Source organism: Pseudomonas tensinigenes (assembly GCF_014268445.2).
Taxonomy (GTDB): Bacteria; Pseudomonadota; Gammaproteobacteria; order Pseudomonadales; family Pseudomonadaceae; genus Aquipseudomonas; species Aquipseudomonas tensinigenes.
Window position 1 is genome coordinate 1,892,500 of the sequence record NZ_CP077089.1, and the last position, 23,265, is coordinate 1,915,764.

Here is a 23,265-nt window from a genome sequence, read left to right on the forward strand (position 1 = left end):
TCTGTTGTGGAGAAAGGTTGTGGAGTTCAGCCAATTGCGGATCTTTCAGGCCGTCGCCGAAGAAGGGTCAATCACCCGCGCAGCCGAACGCTTGCACCGAGTGCCGTCGAACCTGTCGACGCGGCTCAAACAGCTGGAAGAGCAACTCGGTGTCGAGCTTTTCGTTCGTGAGCGTCAGCGTTTGCAACTGTCGCCTGCGGGAAAAGTCCTGCTGGACTACACCGGCAAACTGTTCGCCTTGCGCGATCAGGCCAGTGCGGCGGTGATGGGCGGGCAGCCGGCGGGGGACTTTGTGATGGGCACCATGTACAGCACGGCGGCGATCCATCTGCCGGCACTGCTGGCGCAGTATCACAAGCAGTATCCGGCGGTGAATCTGCAGGTGCAGTCGGCGCCCAGCGGGGAGTTACTGGAAGGTTTGCTCACCGGTCGTCTTGATGCCGCGTTGGTCGATGGACCGCTGGAACTGGCCGGGCTCGACGGCGTACCGTTGTGCGAAGAGCGGCTGGTGCTGATCACTGAAATCGATCATCCGCCGGTACGCAGTGCCCGCGATGTCGAAGGGCGCTCGGTGTTCACCTTTCGTCGCGGCTGTTCCTATCGCATGCGTCTGGAAGCCTGGTTTTCGCACTATCAAGCGACCATGGGCCGGGCGATGGAGATCGAGTCGTATCAAGGCATGCTCGCCTGCGTGATTGCCGGCAGTGGCGTGGCCCTGATGTCGGAATCGATGCTGGCCAGTCTGCCGGGACGCGATAGCGTCGCGGTGCATCCGTTGGCCGAGCCATTCGCGGCTGCGACAACATGGCTCATGTGGCGCAAGGGCATGCTCGGCGCCAACCTCAATGCCTGGATCGAGGTTCAGCAGGCCGTCTATCCTGCGGCTCAGATCGAAACCCGGGAAACAGCCTGAACCAATGGCGGCCTATTCTGTTCAATTCAGTAACAGATCATTGCGGATTTGGCCGAGCATTACGTAGGACTTCGGACTATTATCAGTGCGAAGCGACCTCAGAATTCCGGCCGCTCTGCACCACCCTGAAGGGGGCATGACGATGAAAGAGAAAATTCAAAACTGGCTGCACGATTTGGGTGTTGCCCTCGGTTTGATCGAACCGCCTCTGCAACCTGTACCGATCCGCACCGATGATGAGCAGCGCCGCCGTCAACAACGGCGCCGGTAACGCCCCCGATCCGAGATCAAGGATTCAAGATCAAGAGATCGCAGCCTTCGGCAACTCCTACACGGATTAATGTAGGAGCTGCCGAAGGCTGCGATCTTTTGCTTTTAATGACGGCCGATCTCAAGCAAAAACCGGCTCAAGTCGTTCGCGGTCTTCGCGGTCTTGAGCATGCGGTCTTCCTCGGCGGTGAACGCCGTCAGTCCGAATTCATCTTCCAGATGAAAGATCAGATCTTCGATATCGGCTTTCTCCAGGCCTAGTTGGGCCAAGCTGGTGTTGTCGTTGAATTCGCGGGTTTCCAGCAGACGCCGGATATATCGGTGCACGGCGGCACGCACGGCAGCTCTTCTCATGGCAGATTTTTCTGATTGTTGTTGTGCTTGAGTGAAGCAGGCCTCAGGCGTGGCCGCGCAACCACTCGTCAATCATCGAGCGCAAATGCTCCCCGGAAAAACTGCCGAAATGCCCGCCATGCACCGTGCGGATCGGCAACGCCTGCAAACGCCGCAGACTGCTGGCGTAATCCTCAAGATTGGAGTGGTAGGCGTCTTCGATCAGCGGCCCGTCGTAGATGATGTCGCCACTGAACAGCGTCTCAGTCGCCGCTTCATACAGGCTGATGCCGCCCGGCGAATGCCCCGGTGTGTGCAGCACTTGCAGCGTGCGATTGCCCAGATCGAGCACATCGCCGTCCTCGATAAACCCGGTCGCCGGCGCGGCTTTGACCCGGTATTCGGCGTAGCACAACGGGCAGTCCGGGTGCGCCTCGAACATGTCATCGCCGACAAACGCGCGGCTCAAATCATTCTCGCCATCCGGCGCCGCAAGGATGTCCGCTTCGGCGCGATGCACCAGTCGTTCGGCGAATTCATGATGGCCGGCGATATGGTCGAAATGGCAATGACTGGCGACCGCCACCAATGGGCGCTCGGTAATCCATGGCAACTGCTCGCGCAGGCTGACCAGCCCCGATCCGCTATCGAGCAGCAAGTCTTTGTCGCGACCCTGAACGTGCCACAGATTGCAGCGGTAGAACGGTCGAATATACGGCTCATGAATCAGCCGGATGCCATCGCTCAGGTGCTGCACCTCAAACCACTGATCGCGAGAAACAATCTTCATCAGTACTTTTCTCCCGGCGTAAAAAAACGAGTGTGGCAACCGACGCCACACTCGTCGAAGAAAGCATCAAGTCGTTATGTTTCAGCTTAGATCGCGCGAGCCACCGAGACAGGACGGCGCGAGGCGAGGCTCACCACCACAAAACTCACCAGACCCACAGCCAGGCTGTAGTAGATCGGCGTGTTCGCATCCAGACCGTCCTTGAACATGAACAGCAGCGCCGTGGCAAAACCCAGGCCCATGCTGGCGATGGCGCCGGCGGTGGTCGCGCGTTTCCAGAAAATTGCACCCATCAACGGAATCAACATGCCGCCCACCAACAGGTTGTAAGCGAGAGTCAGCGCACTTATCACGTCGTTGACCACCAGCGCGATACCCAGCACGACAATACCGGTGAGCAAGGTGAACAGACGGTTGATGCCCAGGCTCGACTGTTTGCCGCCACGCAGTTTCGGCAGCAGGTCTTCAGTCAGCGTGGTGGCAGCGGCGAGCAGGCCGGCGCTGGCGGTGGACATCATCGCAGCGAGTGCCGCAGCGATCACCAGACCCCGGATACCGTCCGGCAGCGACAGTTTGACGATGGCGGCGAAGGCGTTGTTGACGTTGTCCAGATCCGGGATCAGCACGTGCGCGGCCATGCCGATCAGCGCGCAGGCCAGGCCGTAGAGGATGCAGTAGATGCCGGCGATGCTGCCGGCGTATTGCGCGACTTTGGCGGTCTTGACGGTGAACACCCGTTGCCAGATGTCCTGACCGATCAGGATGCCGAAGAAGTAGATCATGAAGTAGGTGATGATCGTGTCCCAGCCGATGGTGGTGAAGCTGAAGGCGGTCGCCGGCAGTTTCAGCACCAGTTCGTCCCAACCGCCGACGCGGTACAGGCAGATCGGCAACAGGATGAACATCAGGCCCACGGTCTTGATGATGAACTGGACGATGTCGGTCAGGGTCAGCGACCACATGCCGCCAATCGCCGAGTAGATCACCACCACGCCACCACCGACGAGTACCGAAACCCAGAATGGCAGGTCAAACAGCACTTGCAGCACGGTGCCGATCGCGAGGATCGAGGTCACGCCGATCATCAGTGCGTAGGCCAGCATGATTGCCGCGCTCGCCGAGCGGGCCATCGGGTTGTAGCGTTTTTCCAGGACCTGGGTAACGGTGTAGATCTTCAGTTTCAGCAGCGGTTTGGCGAGGAACAGGTTCAGCGCAACGATGCCGCAACCGAGGGCTGCGCACAGCCAGAAACCGGAGATGCCGTGCACGTAACCGAGACGCACGGTGCCGACGGTGGACGCGCCACCGAGTACGGTCGCGGCCATGGTGCCCATGTACAGGCTCGGGCCGAGGTTACGGCCGGCAACGAGAAAATCCTCGTTGGTCTTGGCCTTGCGCATGCCGAAGTAGCCGAGCAAGAGCATGCCGGCGGCGTAGATGAGGACGACGAATAAATCCAAAGCCATGATGGCGTGTCTCCGATTGTCTTTTTTATGTGAGGCTGAATTCGAATCTCACTGTGGGAGCGAGCCTGCTCGCGAAGGCGATCTGTCAGTCACATCAATGTTGAATGTGCTGAAGTCTTCGCGAGCAGGCTCGCTCCCACAGGGGATCTGCGTCAGGCGGCCTGGCGCAGTTCAGGTTTTTCCACGATTTGGCTGCGGGCATCCTTCGGGCCGAACACTTCGCGCGGTTCCGGGAACAGGCTCAGCAGCGTCAGGTACACCACCGAGGCCAGGCCCAATGTCACCGGCAAACTGATGTCGATGCCTCCGGCCATTTCACCCAGCGGGCCAACGAACTGCCCCGGCAGATTGACGAAGCACAAGCCGACCGCCGCGCTTGGGATCCACGCACCCAGACCGCGCCAGTTCCAGCCGTGGCTGAACCAGTAGCGACCGCCCTGTTCGCCGCGGGTGAACACTTGCAGGTCATCCGGGCAGTAGAAGCCGCGACGCACCAGCAAGCCGATGATCATGATCACCATCCACGGCGTGGTGCAGGTGATGATCAGCACGGCGAAGGTCGACACGCTTTGCACCAGGTTCGCCGCAAAGCGCCCGATGAAGATGAAGGCAATCGACAGCACGCCGATCAGCAGCGTCGCTTTCACTCGCGAGAGAACACGCGGGAACACGCTGGACATGTCCAGCCCGGTGCCATACAGCGAGGTGGTGCCGGTGGACATGCCGCCGATCACCGCAATCAGGCACACTGGCAGGAAGAACCAGCTCGGCGACACCGCCAGCAAACCGCCGACATAGTTGTTCGCCGCGATATAGTCCGGTGCCTTGATCGCGACGATGGTCGCGGTGCTCAGGCCGAACAGGAACGGGATGAACGTGGCGATCTGCGACAGCACCACCGCCGCCATGATCCGTTGTTTCGATGTGTCACGCGGGATGTAGCGCGACCAGTCGCCGAGGAACGCGCCGAAGGAAATCGGGTTGCTCATCGCCACCAGCGCAGCGCCGATGAACGCCGCCCAGAAACCCGGCTGACCGAGGCTGACGGTGCCGGCGTAATGCGCGTCGAAAGGACCGGCGAAGGCGAAGAGGCCCAGCAGGAATAACAGGCTGGCGCTCCACACCGCGATCTTGTTCACCCACAGCAAAAAGCGGAAGCCGTAGATGCACACGGTCAGCACCAGAATCGCGAACAGGCCGTAGGCCAGGCCCAAAGTCAGGTCGGTTTCCGGCAGACCGATCAGGCGTTTCGCACCACCGATCAGCGCATCCCCCGAACTCCACACCGAGAGCGAGAAAAACGCGATAGCGGTCAACAGCGACAGGAACGAACCGACGATCCGCCCGTGCACGCCGAAATGTGCACCGGACGACACGGCATTGTTGGTGCCGTTGAGCGGGCCGAACAGGCCCATCGGTGCGAGGATCAGCGAGCCGAGCAGCACGCCCAGCACAATCGCCCAGACGCCGGCCTGAAAAGACAGACCGAACAGCACCGGGAAACTGCCGAGCACGGCGGTGGCAAAGGTATTCGAACCACCGAAGATCATCCGGAACAAATCCGTCGGGCCTGCGCTGCGTTCGTGGTCCGGGATCTGTTCGACCCCGTGGGTTTCAATCTGCGTAAGGCTTTGGTCGTTGTTGTTGTTATTCATGATCTGCTCCGATCATAAAGGCGCGCCTCATCGTGCGTGAGGTGTCACCTGTTTGGCTAAGGGGATGGCAGCCCTTCCGGCATTGCGGACAAATGTTCGTGGCAGGCCAGCCAATGGCCTTGTTGTTCTAGGCTCGACGTTTGTTTCTTGAAAACAATCGTCTCGCGCTCCTGGCTGAAGTGTTGCTCCCCTTGCATGCGCAGCTCGGTGGCCACGTCATGGATGAAAATCGCCACGTCACCTTGCAGGCTGACGAAGGCGTTGCTTGAGGTGCACGCCAGCACCTCGAAGCCATCCTCGGCGCGCCAGTTGTCCCACAAGGCCTGATAGGCATCGCGCGACAGCAGCGGCTGTTCGAGGGTGTAAAACACGAAACTCGCATCGGCGCTGAACGCGCCGAAATAAGCTTCGCGATCGTTACGGGCGAAGGCGGACACCAGGTCGGCGGCCGCTTGCAAAACCTGATCACGTGCGTTCATGACCCGACCCTCAGCGATGGACCACGCCAGGCAGTACGCAGAGCATTTCGTACAGCAGGTTGGCGGCCAGCAGCGAGGTGTTGCCGGTGGTGTCATAAGCGGGCGAGACTTCTACCAGATCGCAACCGATCAGGTCGAGGCCTTGGCAGCCGCGAACGATTTCAATCGCCTGAATGGTCGTCAGACCACCGATTTCCGGGGTGCCGGTGCCCGGTGCCCAGGCCGGGTCGATGCCGTCGATGTCGAAGCTGAGGTACACCGGACCACCGCCGACTTTCTCGCGCACTTCGGCCATCAGTGGCGCCAGCGACTTGTGCCAGCACTCTTCGGCTTGAACCACGCGGAAGCCTTGATCGCGGCTCCAGTTGAAGTCATCAGCGGTGTAACCCTGGGCGCGTAAACCAATTTGCACCACGCGATCGCAGTCCAGCAGACCTTCTTCAACGGCGCGACGGAAGGTGGTGCCGTGGGCGATCTTCTCGCCAAACATGTGATCGTTGACGTCAGCGTGGGCATCGATGTGCACCAGACCGACCTTGCCGTGCTTTTTATGAATCGCCCGCAGGATCGGCAGGGTGATGGTGTGGTCGCCACCCAGGGTCATCGGGATCACGTTGTGCTCGAGGATGTTGTCGTAGGCTTCTTCGATGATGCGCACGGCGTCGAGCAGGTTGAAGGTGTTGATCGCCACGTCACCGATGTCGGCCACCGACAGCGAGTCGAACGGCGCCGCGCCGGTCGCCATGTTGTACGGGCGGATCATCACTGATTCGGTGCGGATGTCGCGTGGCCCGAAGCGGGTACCGGGGCGCAGCGAAGTACCGATGTCCAGTGGCACGCCTACGAAAGCAGCGTCCAGGCCGGCAGCGGTCGGTACATGGGGGAGTCGGAGCATGGTGGCGATGCCGCCGAAGCGCGGCATTTCGTTGCCGCCCAGTGGTTGGTGAAGAATCTTGTCCACGGGTAAGGCCTCATCGTCTTTGTTTTATTTATGTCGGCGCACCGTTGAGCACAGGTTCGGACGCCGCTGTGGGGCCGATGATGCGAAATGTAGTGCGGGGAAAGAATCGCTACGGGCAAAAACTTAGTTCAGATTTTTCTAAACTAATGGTGGTGGGCGGATTAGACTTTGCGCTCTTGGGATTCTTGCCTGGCTGAACATTGCCGCCCCTCACCCCAGCCCTCTCCCAGAGGGAGAGGGGGCCGATCTCCATGGCTTTTGAATCCTGAGTTCGACTCGATATCACAGGTCGATGCGCATCCTGAGAGCACCGCGGTCGGCTCCCTCTCCCTCCGGGAGAGGGCTGGGGTGAGGGAAGGTTCTATCAGGCAACACATCTCTAAAGCCCGGAGCAGACATGGCCAACGCTTTACCCGACCTGAAACTATTACGCATCTTCGTCAGCGTCGTGCGTCATCAGGGTTTCGCCAACGCACAGCAGGAACTCAACCTGTCGACCTCGGCGATCAGCACCTACATGAGCCAGCTCGAAGCCGCGCTCGGCCTGGTGCTGTGCCATCGCGGGCGTGGCGGGTTCAGCCTGACCAGCAAGGGCGAGCTGTTCCATCAGGAAACCCTGCGCCTGCTCGCCGAGCTCGAAGGTTTCGAGCAATACGCTGCAGCGCTCAAGGGCGAACTGCGCGGTACGCTCAACCTCGGGGTGATCGACTCCACCGTCAGCGACAAGGCTTTGCCATTCGCCGAAGCCATCGGCGCCTACAGCCAGGAACACCCGGCAGTGCATTTGCACCTGTCGGTGATGAGCCCCTACGAATTGCAACTCGGCGTGCAGGACAACCGTCTCGATCTGGCCATTGGTGCGTTCTCCACGCGCATGAGCGGTCTGATCTACATGCCGCTGTACCGCGAACAACACTGGTTGTATTGCAGTAGCCGGCATCCGTTGTTCAACGAGCGGCGCATACCCGAGCAAGTCATCACCCAGCAACGCATGGTCGGGCGTGGGTACTGGAGTCAGGCGGAACTCGCCCGCCACGGCTTCAAACACAGCGCGGCGACGGTGGAAAGTATGGAAGCGCAGCTGATTCTGGTGCTGTCCGGTGCCTACATCGGTTACTTGCCGGAGCACTATGCTCAGGCGTGGGCCGATAAGGGTGATTTGCGCGTGTTGCTGCCGGCGACCTTCGGTTATCAGGCACCGTTTTCGATGATCATGCGCCGGGGCCGCAGCCGCGAGCCGCTGATCCAGACCTTCCGCGATTTGCTCAAAGCACAGCTCAATCAGGCTTAGCTTGTAGGGAAAAGAAGTATGTCCAGACCTCAATGCCCGCGCTGCCTGCGCCCACAAACCCATTGCCTGTGCCCGCTGATCCCGAGCCTCGACAGCCGCACGCGAGTGTTGCTGTTGCAGCATCCGAGTGAGGTCAATCATGCGTTGAATACCGCGCGGTTGGCGGCTCTGGGGTTAAGCAATGCCGAGTTGATTGTCGGTGAGGTATTCGAGGATTTGTCGGCGCTGTTGAACCGTCCGGGGTATCGGGCGCGGTTGTTGTTTCCCGCCGATGATGCGCAGCCGATACAGGCTTACGGCGAGTCCGATGAACCACTGTTACTGGTCGTTCCGGATGGCACTTGGCGCAAGGCGCGCAAGATGTTGCACCTTAATCCGCTGCTGGCGGCGCTGCCACGAGTGACGCTGGCCGAGGGCGGGGTGTCGCGGTATCGCTTGCGCAAGGCACCGGGGCCGGGGGCGTTGTCGACGATCGAGGCGATTGTGCAGGCGTTGCAGACGCTGGAGGCGCCGGCGTCATTTGAACCGTTGCTCAAGCCGTTCGAGGCGTTGATCGAGGGGCAGATTGCGGCGATGGGGGAGGAGACGTTTCAGCGTAATCATGGCGACAAATGATCGTTCCCACGCGCAGCAAAGGAATGCATCCAGTGACGCTCTGCGTCACAGTCGCAAAGGGACGCGGAGCGTCCCGGGCGGCATTCCCACGCGGAGCGTGGGAATGATCATTGACTAGCGCTCGCGCATCGCCTCGGTCCGCGCTTTCAGCACGGGTTTGAGCAGATAATCCAAGACGCTTTTCTCCCCGGTAATAATGTCCACCGTCGCCACCATCCCCGGAATGATCAGCAACGGTTTCACATCCCCGCCCAAATGGTTTTTATCGGTTCGCACCTGAATCAGATAGAAACTGTTGCCCTTGTCATCGGTAATCGTATCGGCACCAATCAGCTCCAGTTTGGCACTCAGTCCACCGTAGATCGTGTAGTCGTAGGCACTGAACTTGACCATGGCTTTCTGGCCCGGATGCAGGAACGCCACATCCTGCGGCCGCACTTTGGCCTCAATCAGCAGGTTGTCTTCCAACGGCACGATTTCAACCATGTCGCTGCCCGGTTGCACCACGCCGCCGATGGTGTTGACCTTCAATTGCTTGATCACCCCGTGCACCGGTGAGGTCACGGTGGTGCGGGTGACGCGGTCGTCGATGGCGATGCTGGTCGCGGTGATTTTCGACAGATCGGTGCGTTTCTCATTCAGCTCTTTGGCGGCCTCGGAGCGGAAGGTTTGCTCGGACTCGTCGATCTTGCTGCGGATCTCGGCAATCGCCGATTCGGCGCGGGGGATAGCCAGCGTCGTGGCGTTCAATGAACCGCGGATTTCCACTGCGCTGCGCTTGAGGCGGAGGATTTCCACGGGTGACACCGCACCGGTTTTCACCAGCGGTTCGGACATGTTCATCTCTTGCTGCAGCAGCGCCAGACTCGAGCTGAACTGACCTTGCTTGGAGCGAAACTCGGCGAGTTCCTGAGTCTTCTGCCGCAGTTGTTCGCTGAGCGTGCGCTGCTCGCTGGCCAGCCGGCGCTGACGTTGTTCGTACAGCGAACGCTCGTCTTCGGCGACTTGCGGCGCCTTGGCGATGACTTCATCGGAGAGCTTGAACGGCCGGCCCTCGGCCTCCGCTGACAGCCTTTCGACCTGCGCCGTCAACGCATAACGATCCGCCTCGCTTTCGCCCTTGTTCGAGCGAAATCGCGTGTCATCCAGGCGCAGCAGGGTGTCGCCCTTGTTCACCATCTGCCCTTCACGAAAGAAAATTTCGGTGACGATGCCGCCCTCAAGGTTCTGGATCACCTGAATCTTGCTCGAAGGAATTGCCTTGCCTTCGCCCATGGTCACTTCTTCGAGCACGGCGAACTTGGCCCAGACCACCGCGCTGATCAGCAGCGCCGCCGCCAGCCACACGGTGATCCGCGACCAGCGCGGCGAATCCTGCAAGGAAGCGCCGGCAGTTTCCGGCATGAATTCGGCTTCGGCGCTTTTGCCGAAACTGTCGAAGTAGCCGCGCTCTTTGCTATCGGAGGAAGCAGACATTGGGTAACTCCTAGACCGCTGCCGAGCCGACACGGCCCTTGCGCAGTGCATCGATGACCGCTTCTTTCGGACCGTCGGCGACGACCCGGCCGTTGTCCAGCACCAGCAACCGGTCCACCAGGCTCAGCATCGAGGTGCGGTGGGTGACCAGCAGCAGTGTCTTGCCTTGCACCCAGCCGTGCAGCTTCTGCCGCAGCAAGTCTTCACTGCTGTTGTCCATGGCACTGGTCGGTTCGTCGAGCAGCATGATCGGTGGATCGAGCAACAACGATCGCGCCAGCAACACGGCTTGGCGTTGACCGCCAGAAAGCAATTGCCCACGTTCACCCACCGGTCGATCAAAACCTTGCGGATGCTGACGAGCGAGTTCGGTAACGCCGGTCAGTTCGGCCACTTCGAGCATGCGTGAATCGCTGATGTAACGCGCGCCGAGGGTGAGGTTGTCGCGCAAACTGCCGGCCAGCAACGGCAGATCGTGGGCGACGTAACCGATCTGTTGGCGCAGGTCGGCGACGTCGAGTTGTCTCAGGTCGAGGCCGTCGAGCAGTAGCTGGCCTTCCTCAGGTTCGTAAAAGCCCATGACCAATCGCGCCAGGGTACTTTTGCCCGAACCGCTGCGGCCGATGATGCCGACCCGCTCACCGGGTTTCAGGCTGAAACTGACATTGCTCAGCGCCGGGGCATTCTGGCCGTTGTAATGAAAGGTCACGCCGCTGACGTCCAGCGCACCTTGCAGTTGCGTGCGTTCCAGCGGCCGCTGTTTGCCGTCGCGTTCCTGCGGCAGGGCCATCAGCGCGTCGGTGCTCTTCATGGTCAGTTGCGCTTGCTGATAGCGGGTGATCAGCCCGGCAATCTGTCCCAGCGGCGCAAGCACGCGGCTGCCGAGCATGTAACTGGCGACCAGCGCACCGACGCTGAGGTTACCGGCGATGATGCTGTAGACCCCGGCGACAATCGTCGCCATCCCCGAGAACTGTTGAATGAACAACGTGCCGTTGGTGGCCAGCGCCGACAGATTGCGCGCGTGGCTGTCGAGACGGGTGAGGGCGCCGTGGGTGCTTTCCCATTTGTGCTGGCGCTCGCTTTCGGCGCTGCAGGCCTTGAGGGTCTCCAGGCCACCGAGGGTTTCGATCAGCACGGCCTGACGTTCGGCGCCGAGGCTCAGGCTCTTTTGCACGGTGTCACGCAGACGTACCTGAATGATCATCGCGAAGATAATGGTGATCGGAAACGCCAGCAGCGGAATCACCACCAGCCAACCGCCGAGCAGGCCGATCACCACCAGCATCAGCACCACGAAGGGCAGGTCGATCAGGCTGGTCAGCGTCACTGCCGTGAGAAATTCACGCAGGCCCTGGAAGTCATGAATGCTCTGGGCGAAACCGCCGATGGTCGCCGGCCGTGCCTTCATCGACATGCCGGTAATGCGCTCGAATAAAGTCGCGGAAAGGATCACATCGGTTTTCTTGCCGGCAGTGTCGAGCAGGTGCGCACGCACCACCCGCAAGACCAGTTCGAAACCGGTGCCGATCAACAGTCCGATCGACAGCACCCACAAGGTCGAGGTGGCCTGATTCGGCACCACGCGGTCGTAGGTCTGCATGACGAACAGCGGCACCATCAGGCCTAAAAGGTTGATCAGGAAACTGGCGAGAATCGCATCGCTATACAACCATTTCGACAGCTTCAGGGTGTCGCGAAACCACGCATGCACCCGTGGCACCAGCGGTGAACGGAGGTCTTCGAGTTCGTGGCGCGGACGGGCGAACAAGGCCTGGCCGCTGTAGTGCTCGCCGAGTTCTTCGCGGCTGATCCATTGCTCGCCGCCGTCGGCTTCGCTGGGCAGGATCAGCGCTTTGCCGTCGTCGCCGAAGCGCCGTAAAACAGCAGTGCGACCGTCGTTGAGCAGCAGCAGGATCGGCAGATTAAGCGGTGAGATGTCTTTCAGATCACGCCGCAGAATCCGCGCCTGCAACCCGGCCCGGGCAGCGGCGCGGGGCAGCAGATCGAGGCTCAGGCGCTGTTTGTTCAGCGGCAGCCCGGCACTCAGGCTGGCGCGGCTGACCGTTGCGCCATGCAGTTTGCAGAGGATCAACAGACCGTCGAGTAACGGATCATCGAAGCTCAGCCGCGGATCGATCCCGGTATGGCCGGGTTCCATGCTGGTCATATTGATCGCCTCTGTTGAACGGGCACGGGAATCCACACATTGATCGTTCCCACGCTCCGCGTGGGAATGCAGCCCGGGACGCTCCGCGTCCCAAAGCGGACGCAGAGCGTCCATTGAGGCATTCCCACGCAGAGCGTGGGAACGATCAACAGGGGACTTATTTCAGTTCGGGCAGGCGCGCTTCGTTTTTCACTTCGGTCGCAGCGATCGCATCGGCCGGCAGCACCACCCTTTGTTTGCTCAGCAACTGGCCCATGTTCGCCAGCACGCGGTACATCGAATATTCCTCGGTGTAGCGGATTTCGGTGTAGCGACGGTTGGCGTTGTAGAGCTCGTTTTCACTGTCGAGCAAGTCGAGCAAAGTCCGTTGGCCGAGGCCGAACTGATCCTGATAGGCCGCGCGTACGCGTTTGGTGGTTTCCGCGTATTCGCGGGCGGTCGGGGTCTGTTTCTTCGCGTTTTCCATGGCGTTCCACGCCAGGCGGATGTTCTCGTTGAGCTGGCGCAGGGCGTTGTTGCGGATGTCCATCGCCTGATTGATGTCGTGGGCATTGGCGGCCAGTCGGGCCTTGTCGCTGCCGCCACGGAACAGGTTGTAGTTCATCACCACCCCCACGCGCCATTCGTTGTCGTGGCCTTCATCGCCTTGCACGTTGTTGTTCGCGCCGACGGCGGCTTCGGCATCGAAGCGCGGGTAGAACGGCGATTTGGCGACTTCGTACTGGCTCTCGGCCGATTGCACGTCAGCCTGGGCGGACTTCAGATACGGGTTGTTGTCGACCATGCTCTGTTGGGCTTCACGCAATTCGGTCGGCAGTTCGCCACGGGTCGAGGCCGGGGTTTCCAGCTCATCGGGCATCCGCCCGACCACGCTGTAGAAGTTCGATTCGGCGTCGGCCAGATCGACTTCGGCGGTGTCGAGGTTGTTTTGCGCCAAGGCCTTACGGGCTACCGATTGGTCGGAGTCAGCGGTGCTGCCGACGCCACGCTCGGTGCGCAGACCGATCTGGTCGTTGACGCGCAAGTGCGCCTGCAGGTTGTTCTTGGCCAGGGTCACCAGCTCGCGACGTTTGAGCACTTCGAGGTAGACCTCGATGGTGCGCAGGGCGAGATCCTGGGCGGTGCCTTGCGCGTAATACGCGCGCGAATTGGACACGCCCTTGGTGCGCTCGACTTCGTTGGCGGTGTTGAAACCGTCGAACAGCATCTGCCGCAGACGCAGTTCGGACTGGGTGTAGTTGAGGATTTCGGTGTGGTGATTACCGAAGGCCCGAGTGTTGGTGTTGTCGCTGTAGCCACGGCCATACGCGGCGTTCAAATCGACGGACGGATAGAAGCCGCCCTTGGCCACTTTGACTTGTTCATCAGCCGACAGGCGGGCGTCCACGCGCGAGGCCAGTTCCGGGTGAGTGGCGATGGTGCTTTGAATCGCCTCGGTGAGGTTCATGGCCTGGGCTTGAGAAGTGCAAGCCATGGCCAGCAAAACCGCGCTGCAGAGGGGGGTTAGAACGCGCATGGGTGCATCTCCCTGAGTCCTGATGGTGTGTTACTGTCGCCAAATATTTGACGATATTTTTAGGTGTATGCGTTTCACTCTTGTAACAACAGAGCTAAGAACATCCTGAAGCGTAGCTAAGAAAAAATTTTCATAAGGCTTATGCCGAAAAAAACTTATGCGCTTTGTAAAAACCGGCACATTGTTCAGCACGAAAGCCTTTGTTTTATGCGCTTTAGGGAGCGCAAAAAGGCTTGAGGAAAGTTCCACTCACTTTGCGACATACGGCGAAGTACTGCTGAAGGGGAGGGACGCGTAGCAGCTGAGGGGCGACAGATTTTTGTCACTCGAGTGATTCATCAGCGTTACGTAGCGTTAGCGGGCGTATGGCTTTGATCAGGATGCGGAAGTGCTTGATAGCACTGATGTTTCCGAAAGAGGCCGCCTGCAAAACGAACTGTTGAAGGTGCGAGCGTCACCTACGACAACCCGATTGAGCCATGGGCTGCTTCGCTTACCAGTGCCGACGGTGGTCGGCAGCGGAGGATTTCACATGGCAACGCTCATCGGCACAGTCACTAAAGTCATTGGCCAGGTTTTCGCCCAGTCAGCCGACGGTACTAAACGCGCACTGGTTGAGGGGGATCGCCTGTTTGCCGGCGATCAACTGATCACCGGCGCAGAAGGCGCCGTCGCCGTTCATCTGCAAAACGGCCAGGAACTGACCCTCGGACGCGGCAGCAGCATGACCATGACCGGTGAACTGCTGGCGGGTCAGGCGGCGCATGTCAATGCCGCGGAGGCCGTGACCCCGAGCGACGCGCAATTGACCGACGTCGAGCAGATCCAGAAAGCCATCGCCGCCGGTGACGACCCGAGCAAAACCGCTGAAGCCACCGCGGCCGGTCCGAATGCCCCGGGCGGCGCACCGGGCGAGGCGGGCGGCGGCCACAGTTTTGTCCTGTTGACGGAAGTCGGCGGACGCGTCGATCCGATCATCGGTTTCCCCACCGCCGGGTTCGGCGGTATTCCTGAATTCCCTGAAGAACGCCACAACGCGGTGATCGACAACGGCGATGACACCCCGGCTGTGGTGGTGCCGCCACCGGTGAACAATCCGGTGACCCTCACCGGTCTGAATGTGGCGGGCGGTGAACTCAACGTCAATGAAGCCAATCTGCCTGACGGTTCGTCGGCCAACCCCGGTGCACTGACGCAAAGCGGCAGTTTCACCGTGTCGGCACCGGACGGTCTGACCAGCCTGAGCATCGGCGGCATCAACGTTATCGTTGGCGGTGTGCCGATCGGCTTCCCGCAATCGATCACCTCGCAGCTGGGCAACACCCTGACCATCACCGGCTACAACCCGGCGACTGGCGTTGTCAGCTACAGCTACACCCTCAACGGCAACGAAACTCATGCGGCCGGCGACGGCGTGAACAATCTCAGCGAACAGTTCACCGTGATTGCCGGCGACAGCAATGGCGACACTGCGACCGGCACGCTCGACGTCAACATCACCGACGATGTGCCAAAAGCCTTTGATGACAACAATGGCACGGCGTCTGAAACGCAGCTGACACTGACCGGCAATGTGTTGACCAACGATGTGCAAGGGGCTGATCGTGTGCCCACCGGGCCCGTCACCCCAGGCACTTTCACCGGCACTTACGGCACTTTGGTGCTGAACGCCAACGGCACTTACACCTATACGCTGAACACCAACGATGCCGACTTCAAAAACCTGCACGGTGGCGGTAACGGCACGGAAACCTTCGCCTACACCATCACCGATTCCGATGGCGATACCAGCACTGCCAACCTCGTCCTGCAGATCCACAACAATGACGATCCGGTTGTCATCAACGGCCTGAACGTCGAAGGCGGGGAGCTAACGGTCTACGAGAAAAATCTCGGCGACGGCAGCGCACCGGATTCCACCGCGCTGACGCAGAACGGTACGTTCACGATCACAGCACTCGATGGCGTCACCACGCTGACTGTCGGTGGCATAGCCGTCGTCACCAATGGCGTAGCGGCAGGCTTCCCGCAATCCGTGACCACTCCACTCGGCAGCACGCTGACCATCACCGGGTTCAACGCCACCACGGGCGTGGTCAGCTACAGCTACACCCTGGTCGACAACGAAACGCATCCAGCCGCCAACGGCGCGAACAATCTGCCTGAGCAGTTTGCCGTCACCGTGGTCGATGATAATGGCAGCACTGCCAACGGCACGCTCGACGTGAACATCACCGACGACGTGCCCAAAGCCTTTGATGACAGCAATGGCACGGCGTCTGAAACGCAACTGACACTGACCGGCAACGTGCTGACCAACGATGTGCAGGGCGCCGACCGCGTGGTGACCAATGAAAGTGCCGGGCCGATCACCGCCGGAACATTCACCGGGACTTACGGCACCTTGGTCCTCAACGCCAACGGCACGTATACCTACACGCTGAACACCAATGACGCCGACTTCAAAAACCTCCATGGCGGCGGTAATGGCACAGAAACCTTCGCCTACACCATCACCGATTCCGACGGTGACACCAGCACCGCCAACCTTGTCCTGCAGATCCACAACAACGACGATCCGGTGATCATCAACGGCCTCGACGTCAATGGCGGTGAACTCACCGTCTACGAGAAAAACCTCAGCGATGGCAGCGCTCCCGACTCCACCGCGCTGACCCAAAGCGGCACGTTCACCATCACTGCACTCGATGGCGTCACCACCCTGACCGTCGGCGGCATCGCCGTCGTCACCAACGGCGTTGCCGCAGGCTTTCCGCAATCCGTGACCACTCCGTTGGGCAGCACACTGACCATCACCGGTTTCAACGCCACCACCGGCGTGGTCAGCTACAGCTACACCCTGGTCGACAACGAAGCGCATCCAACCGCCAATGGCGCGAACAATCTGCCTGAGCAGTTCGCCGTCACCGTGGTCGATGACAACGGCACCACCGCCAATGCCACCCTCGACGTGAACATCGTCGACGATTTGCCAAAAGCTGTGGATGACAGCAACACCGGCACTGCGTCGGAAACTCTGCTGACCCTGACCGGCAACGTCCTGACCAACGACGTGCAAGGCGCCGACCGCGTACCGAGCGGGCCGGTCACTCCGGGCACTTTCACCGGGACTTACGGCACCTTGGTCCTCAACGCCAACGGCACGTATACCTACACGCTGAACACCAATGACGCCGACTTCAAAAACCTCCACGGTGGCGGCAACGGCACGGAAACCTTCGCCTACACCATCACCGATTCCGACGGTGACACCAGCACCGCCAACCTTGTCCTGCAGATCCACAACAACGACGATCCGGTGATCATCAACGGCCTCGACGTCAACGGCGGCGAACTCAGCGTTTACGAGAAAAACCTCAGCGACGGCAGTGCGCCGGATTCCACCGCGCTGACCCAGAGCGGCACGTTCACCATCACTGCACTCGATGGCGTGACGACCCTGACTGTCGGTGGCATTGCTGTCGTCACCAACGGTGTGGCCGCAGGTTTCCCACAATCGGTCACCACTCCGCTGGGCAGCACACTGACCATCACCGGTTTCAACGCCACCACCGGCGTGGTCAGCTACAGCTACACCCTGGTCGACAACGAAGAGCATCCAAACGCCAACGGCGCGAACAATCTGCCTGAGCAGTTTGCCGTCACCGTGGTCGATGACAACGGCACCACCGCTAACGGCACCCTCGATGTGAACATCGTCGACGACTTGCCGAAAGCCGTGGATGACAGCAACGCCGGCACCGCGTCGGAAACCCTGCTGACGCTGACCGGCAACGTCCTGACCAACGATGTGCAAGGTGCCGATCGCGTACCGAGCGGACCGGTAACTCCGGGCACCTTCACCGGGACTTACGGCACCTTGGTCCTCAACGCCAACGGCACGTATACCTACACGCTGAACACCAACGACGCCGACTTCAAAAACCTCCACGGTGGCGGCAACGGCACGGAAACCTTCGCCTACACCATCACCGATTCCGATGGCGATACCAGCACCGCGAATCTAGTGCTGAACATCCACAACAATGATGATCAGGTCTACCTCAATGGCCTCGACGTCAACGGCGGCGAACTGACGGTCTACGAGAAAAACCTCAGCGACGGCACCAGCCCAAACACCCCGGCGCTGACCCAGAGCGGCACCTTTACCGTGACTGCCCTCGATGGTCTGCAAACCCTGACCGTGGGCGGCATCAACGTGGTCACCGGTGGCGTGGCCGCAGGCTTCCCGCAATCGATCGTCACGCCGCTCGGCAGCACGTTGACCATCACCGGTTACAACCCAGCCACCGGCGTGGTCAGTTACAGCTACACCCTGGTCGACAACGAAACCCATCCAAACGCCAACGGCGCCAACAGCATCACCGAGAACTTCAACGTCGTCGCCACCGACACCGATGGCAGCACGGCCAACGGCCAGATCAACGTCAACATCGTCGATGATTTGCCCAGCGCCCATCCTGATGCCGCATCGGTGGCGGAGGGCGGCACGGTCAGTGGCAATGTCCTGAACAATGACATCGGCGGCGCCGACGGCCCGGCCGTAACCGGTGCGGTGGTCGGCGTGCGCGCCGGCGCCGACACTTCGACCTCGGCCATCGGCGGCCTCAACAGCAACATCAACGGCACCTACGGCTACCTGACCCTGGACGCCAACGGCAACGCCGTCTACCACAGTAATCCCAACGCCGTGAACGGCCCGGGCGCAGTGGATGTGTTCACCTACACCGTGCGCGATTCCGACGGTGATGAAAGCACCACCACCATCACCATCGATGTCGCCAACAGCAAGCTGTGCGCGACCAGCGACACCGACGTCACCGTTTACGAAAAAGCCCTCGACCTGACCAAGGACGGCGCGGATCTGGCCGCCGGTACAGTCACTGGCAGCGACCCGACCAACACCGGCGAAACCGCGTCCGGCACCTTGGTCGGTTCGGTCGCTGGTGCGGTCGGTGCAATCAGTTATGCCTTGGTCGGCAGCGCCACCGGCAACTACGGGCAGATCGTTCTCAACCCCAACGGCACGTACACCTACACGCTGACCTCGCCGGCGAGCACCACGCCGCATGCCGACGATGGCGCCAACAGCCTGAGCGAAACCTTCACCTATCAGGCCACCGATTCACTGGGCAACATCGTTACCAGCACCATCGTTGTGAGCATCGTCGATGACGTGCCAAAAGCTGTGCATGACAACAACGCCAACAGCGCCTCGGAAACGCAACTGACCCTGACCGGCAACGTGCTGACCAACGATGTGCAAGGCGCCGACGTGGTCGCAACCGGACCGAATGCCGGGCCGATCACCGCCGGCACCTTCACCGGCACTTACGGGACGCTGGTGCTCAACGCCAACGGCACGTACACCTACACGCTGAACCCCAACGATGCCGACTTCAAAAACCTGCACGGCGGCGGTAACGGCACCGAGACGTTCACCTACACCCTGACCGATGCCGATGGCGACACCAGCACCGCCAACCTGGTGCTCAACATCCACAACAATGACGATCCGGTGCTGCTCAACGGCCTCGACGTCAATGGCGGCGAACTCACCGTCTACGAGAAAAACCTCAGCGACGGCACCAGCCCCGACACCCCAGCGCTGACCCAGAGCGGCACCTTCACCGTCACTGCGCTCGATGGCTTGCAAACCCTCACCGTTGGGGGCATTGCCGTGGTCACCAATGGTGTCGCCGCAGGCTTCCCGCAATCCGTCGTCTCGCCGCTGGGTAGCACCTTTACCGTCACCGGTTACAACCCGGCGACCGGTGTCGTCAGTTACAGCTACACCCTGGTCGACAACGAAACCCACCCGAACGCCAACGGTGCCAACAGCCTCACCGAGAACTTCAATGTGGTGGCGACGGACACCGATGGCAGCACCGCCAACGGCCAGATAAACGTCAACATCATCGACGACCTGCCGACTGCCAAACCCGACACCGGCTCGGTGGCGGAGGGCGGTACGGTCAACGTCAGTGTGCTGGGCAATGACGTCAGCGGTGCCGATGGCGCCGCGACGGTGGTTGGCGTGCGCGCCGGCAGCAACACCGGCACTTCGGCCATCGGCGGCCTCAACAGCAACATCAACGGCAACTTCGGTTACCTGACCCTCGATGCGGCCGGCAACGCCGTTTACCACAGCAACCCGAACTCGGTGAGCCCACCGGGCGCCACCGATACCTTCACCTATACCATCCGCGACAGCGACGGCGATGAAAGCACCACGACCATCACCATCAACGTCGCCGACTGCAAACTGGTAGCCTCGGTCGATCAGGACGTGACGGTCTATGAAAAAGCCCTCGACCTGAGCAAGGACGGCGCGGATCTGGCCCCCGGTACGGTCACCGGCAGCGACCCGAGCAACACCGGCGAAACCGCCACCGGTACGCTGGTCGGCGCGGTCACCGGCGGCACAGGCGCGATCACCTACACCCTGGTCGGCAGCGCCACCGGCAGCTACGGGCAGATCCAGCTCAACGCCGACGGTACCTACACCTACACGCTGACCTCGGCACCGAAAACCTCGCCGGGTGCCAACGACGGGGCGAACACCCTCAGCGAAAGTTTCACCTACAAAGCCACCGATGCACTGGGCAACAGCACCACCAGTACCCTCGTGGTCAACATCGTCGATGACGTGCCAAAAGCCGTGGCGTCGGATCGTTCGGTGGCAGCGGTGGAAATCGATTCCAACCTGCTTATCGTCCTCGACATCTCCGGCAGTATGGCCGACGCCTCGGGTGTGCCGGGCCTGTCGCGGCTGGACCTGGCCAAGCAGGCGATCAGCGCCTTGCTCGACAAGTACGACGACCTCGGCGATGTCAAAGTCCAGCTCGTTACCTTCAGCAGCAACGCCACTGACAGAACCTCGGTATGGGTCGATGTCGCGACCGCGAAAACCATTCTCGCCGGGCTGACGGCAGGCGGCGGCACCAACTACGACGCCGCTGTCGCGGTGATGCAAACCGCGTTCAACACCTCGGGCAAACTCACCGGGGCGCAGAACGTCGGTTACTTCTTCTCGGACGGCAAACCCAACGAAGGCGACATCAACGCCGCTGATGAAGCGGCGCTGAAAAACTTCCTCGATGCCAACAACATCAAGAATTACGCGATCGGCCTCGGCAGCGGCGTGAGCAACGCCAACCTCGACCCGCTGGCCTATGACGGCATCAGCCACACCAACACCAATGCGGTGGTGGTCACCGATCTCAATCAACTCAACTCGGTGCTGTCCGGCACTGTGCAGGGCGCACCGGTCACCGGTTCGTTGCTGGGTGAGGGCGGCACCTTTGGCGCCGATGGCGGTTTCATCAAGTCCATCGTGATTGACGGCACCACTTACACCTACGATCCGAAAGCCCTCAGTGGCCAAGGCTCGTTGACGCCAAGTGGCGGCACCAATCACGGCACCTTCAACACCGCCAACAACACGTTGAGCATCGCCACCAATAATGGCGGCACGTTGCTGATCAACCTCGACAGCGGCGACTACACCTACACCTCGCAGAAAACCACGGCGGTGCTGATCACTGAGAACATCGGCTTCACCGTCAGCGACAACGACGGCGACCTCGCCAGTTCGACGCTGACCGTGAAAGTCATTCCCAACGCGCCGCCGGTGGCGGTTGACGATCACGTCATCACCAACGTGCTGTCGGGCAACATTGTGGTGCCGGGCGAGCTGTTGCTGGCCAATGACACCGATCCGAATGGCGACACGCTCAACGCCACGCCCACCAGTTTCAACACCGGCTGGATCTCGAAAGCGGCGGACTTCACCGGCACTGGCGCGATCAACTTCACCGGCACCAACGTCAACACCGCCGCCAACCAGAACCTGGCCAACGTGCGTAATTCGTTCAGTGCCAACGCCGCGACCATGACCGCCGTGCTGGTGGTCAGTGGCTATCTCGGCGCAGTGACCAACAGCAACGCCAACGACGAAGACCGCATCGCCGTCAACCTGCGCCAAGGCGAAACCCTCAATCTGGATCACAACCTGGCGGCCGGTCACGTCACCATGGAGTACTCGATCAACGGTGGCGCCTACACAACCCTGGCTGACGGGCAAACCCTCACCGCTTCAGCCGATGGCGTCTATCAGATCCACATCACCAACATCGCCAATCCCAGCGGCGGCGGTAACCCCAACGCAGCGGAAAACTATCAGCTGACCATGACCCTCAACTACGCCGGGGCGCACGACATCACTCCGGACTTCCACGGCAGCTACACCGCCAACGACAACCATGGCGGCAGCGACACCGCCAACGTCAGCATCAGCTATCAGGATGGCCACACCCTCACCGGCACCTCGGGGGATGACGTGCTGGTGGCCGGCAGCGGCGACAACATCATCAACGCCGGCGACGGCAACGATGTGCTCAGCGCAGGCTCAGGCAACAACGAACTGCACGGCGGTGCCGGCAACGACTTGCTCTACAGCGGCCCGGGCAACGATTTGCTCGACGGCGGTACTGGCATCGACACCGCCAGCTACGCCCACGCCACTGCCGGGGTGACGGTCAACCTCGGCCTGCTCGGTGCGCAGAACACCCTCGGCGCGGGGACGGACACCCTGACCGGCATCGAAAACCTCGTCGGCTCGAACTTCAACGACACCCTGACCGGCGACAACAATAACAACGTCATCAACGGTGGTCTGGGTAACGACATCCTCAACGGTGGCGGCGGTGACGACCTGTTGATCGGCGGCATGGGCAACAACACCATGACCGGTGGTTCAGGCGCCGACACCTTCCAGTGGCTCAAGGGCAACAGCGGCCACGACCTGATCACCGACTTCACCCCCGGCACCGACAAGCTCGACCTGTCGCAACTGCTGCAGGGTGAAAACGGCACCACCGCCTCGCTGGATGACTACCTGCACTTCACCGTCACCGGCAGCGGCGCCTCGGTGCTCACCAGCATCGACGTCAGCGCCATGGCCGGTGCAACCCCGAACCAGACGATTGATCTGGCCGGCGTCAATCTGGCCAGCCACTACGGCGTGACGCCGGGGGCGGGTGGGGTGGTGGCTGGCGGGCATGACACGGCGACGATCATCAGCGGGATGCTGAATGATCATTCGTTGAAGGTGGATACGGTGTAAGCGACGCCTGAAACGACAAAACCCGCCGTCCCGTTCAACCGGGGCGGCGGGTTTTTTCTGCCTGGAGGCAGGGCGTTGTTCTTTCGTCAGTCTTCGCGAGCAGGCTCGCTCCCATATTGGAGCGCGTTTAACTGTGGCAGCGAGCCTGTTCGCGAAAGCGCCCGATCTGACTCCGAAAAACT

General features: G+C 60.9%; 14 protein-coding genes. 5 read left to right on the plus strand and 9 right to left on the minus strand.

Going from position 1 to position 23,265, the window contains the following annotated elements; all coding sequences use genetic code 11:
• Positions 1-19 precede the first annotated feature (19 nt).
• On the plus strand, positions 20-913 hold the full coding sequence (ptrR, locus tag HU718_RS08420; protein ID WP_186612749.1) for a putrescine utilization regulator PtrR: 894 nt from the start codon (positions 20-22) through the stop codon (positions 911-913).
• 142 nt (positions 914-1,055) lie between these two features.
• Positions 1,056-1,184, plus strand: coding sequence for a PA1414 family protein (locus HU718_RS29800; protein WP_007914492.1), 129 nt, complete (start codon positions 1,056-1,058; stop codon positions 1,182-1,184).
• A gap of 104 nt (positions 1,185-1,288) precedes the next feature.
• Here the strand turns inward: HU718_RS29800 and HU718_RS08425 are convergent, their stop codons facing one another.
• The 6 genes from HU718_RS08425 to speB form a co-directional block, all read right to left on the minus strand.
• The gene (locus HU718_RS08425; RefSeq protein ID WP_150692142.1) at positions 1,289-1,537 is read right to left on the minus strand and encodes an acyl carrier protein; all 249 of its coding nucleotides are present in this window, start codon (positions 1,535-1,537) and stop codon (positions 1,289-1,291) included.
• 43 nt (positions 1,538-1,580) lie between these two features.
• Complete coding sequence (locus tag HU718_RS08430) at positions 1,581-2,306, minus strand: MBL fold metallo-hydrolase (protein ID WP_186612751.1); 726 nt, start codon at positions 2,304-2,306, stop codon at positions 1,581-1,583.
• Positions 2,307-2,392: 86 nt separating this feature from the next.
• The gene (locus HU718_RS08435; protein ID WP_150708201.1) at positions 2,393-3,772 is read right to left on the minus strand and encodes a sodium:solute symporter family protein; all 1,380 of its coding nucleotides are present in this window, start codon (positions 3,770-3,772) and stop codon (positions 2,393-2,395) included.
• A 152-nt stretch (positions 3,773-3,924) separates the two neighbouring features.
• On the minus strand, positions 3,925-5,427 hold the full coding sequence (locus HU718_RS08440; protein WP_186612753.1) for a purine-cytosine permease family protein: 1,503 nt from the start codon (positions 5,425-5,427) through the stop codon (positions 3,925-3,927).
• A gap of 56 nt (positions 5,428-5,483) precedes the next feature.
• Positions 5,484-5,906 carry a YybH family protein gene (locus tag HU718_RS08445; RefSeq protein ID WP_016985932.1) on the minus strand — a complete coding sequence of 141 codons (423 nt, stop codon included), beginning with the start codon at positions 5,904-5,906 and terminating at the stop codon, positions 5,484-5,486.
• A 10-nt stretch (positions 5,907-5,916) separates the two neighbouring features.
• Entirely contained in the window at positions 5,917-6,867 is a 951-nt protein-coding gene (gene speB, locus HU718_RS08450) for an agmatinase (protein WP_003222717.1), read from the minus strand.
• A 397-nt stretch (positions 6,868-7,264) separates the two neighbouring features.
• Here speB and HU718_RS08455 point away from each other — a divergent pair, with 397 nt between their 5' ends.
• A complete protein-coding gene (locus HU718_RS08455; protein WP_007914510.1) occupies positions 7,265-8,158 on the plus strand; it encodes a LysR family transcriptional regulator in 894 nt (297 codons plus the stop codon).
• Positions 8,159-8,176: 18 nt separating this feature from the next.
• Positions 8,177-8,773: a tRNA-uridine aminocarboxypropyltransferase gene (locus HU718_RS08460; RefSeq protein WP_186612755.1), complete on the plus strand. Its 597-nt coding sequence runs from the start codon at positions 8,177-8,179 to the stop codon at positions 8,771-8,773.
• 114 nt (positions 8,774-8,887) lie between these two features.
• Here the strand turns inward: HU718_RS08460 and HU718_RS08465 are convergent, their stop codons facing one another.
• From HU718_RS08465 to HU718_RS08475, 3 genes are all read right to left on the minus strand, one after another.
• Complete coding sequence (locus HU718_RS08465) at positions 8,888-10,249, minus strand: HlyD family type I secretion periplasmic adaptor subunit (RefSeq protein WP_095119047.1); 1,362 nt, start codon at positions 10,247-10,249, stop codon at positions 8,888-8,890.
• Between the two features lie 10 nt (positions 10,250-10,259).
• Entirely contained in the window at positions 10,260-12,419 is a 2,160-nt protein-coding gene (locus tag HU718_RS08470; protein ID WP_186612757.1) for a type I secretion system permease/ATPase, read from the minus strand.
• Between the two features lie 157 nt (positions 12,420-12,576).
• The gene (locus tag HU718_RS08475; RefSeq protein ID WP_095119045.1) at positions 12,577-13,935 is read right to left on the minus strand and encodes a TolC family outer membrane protein; all 1,359 of its coding nucleotides are present in this window, start codon (positions 13,933-13,935) and stop codon (positions 12,577-12,579) included.
• A 532-nt stretch (positions 13,936-14,467) separates the two neighbouring features.
• Here HU718_RS08475 and HU718_RS08480 point away from each other — a divergent pair.
• The gene (locus HU718_RS08480) at positions 14,468-23,083 is read left to right on the plus strand and encodes a retention module-containing protein (RefSeq protein ID WP_186612759.1); all 8,616 of its coding nucleotides are present in this window, start codon (positions 14,468-14,470) and stop codon (positions 23,081-23,083) included.
• Positions 23,084-23,265: the final 182 nt, after the last annotated feature.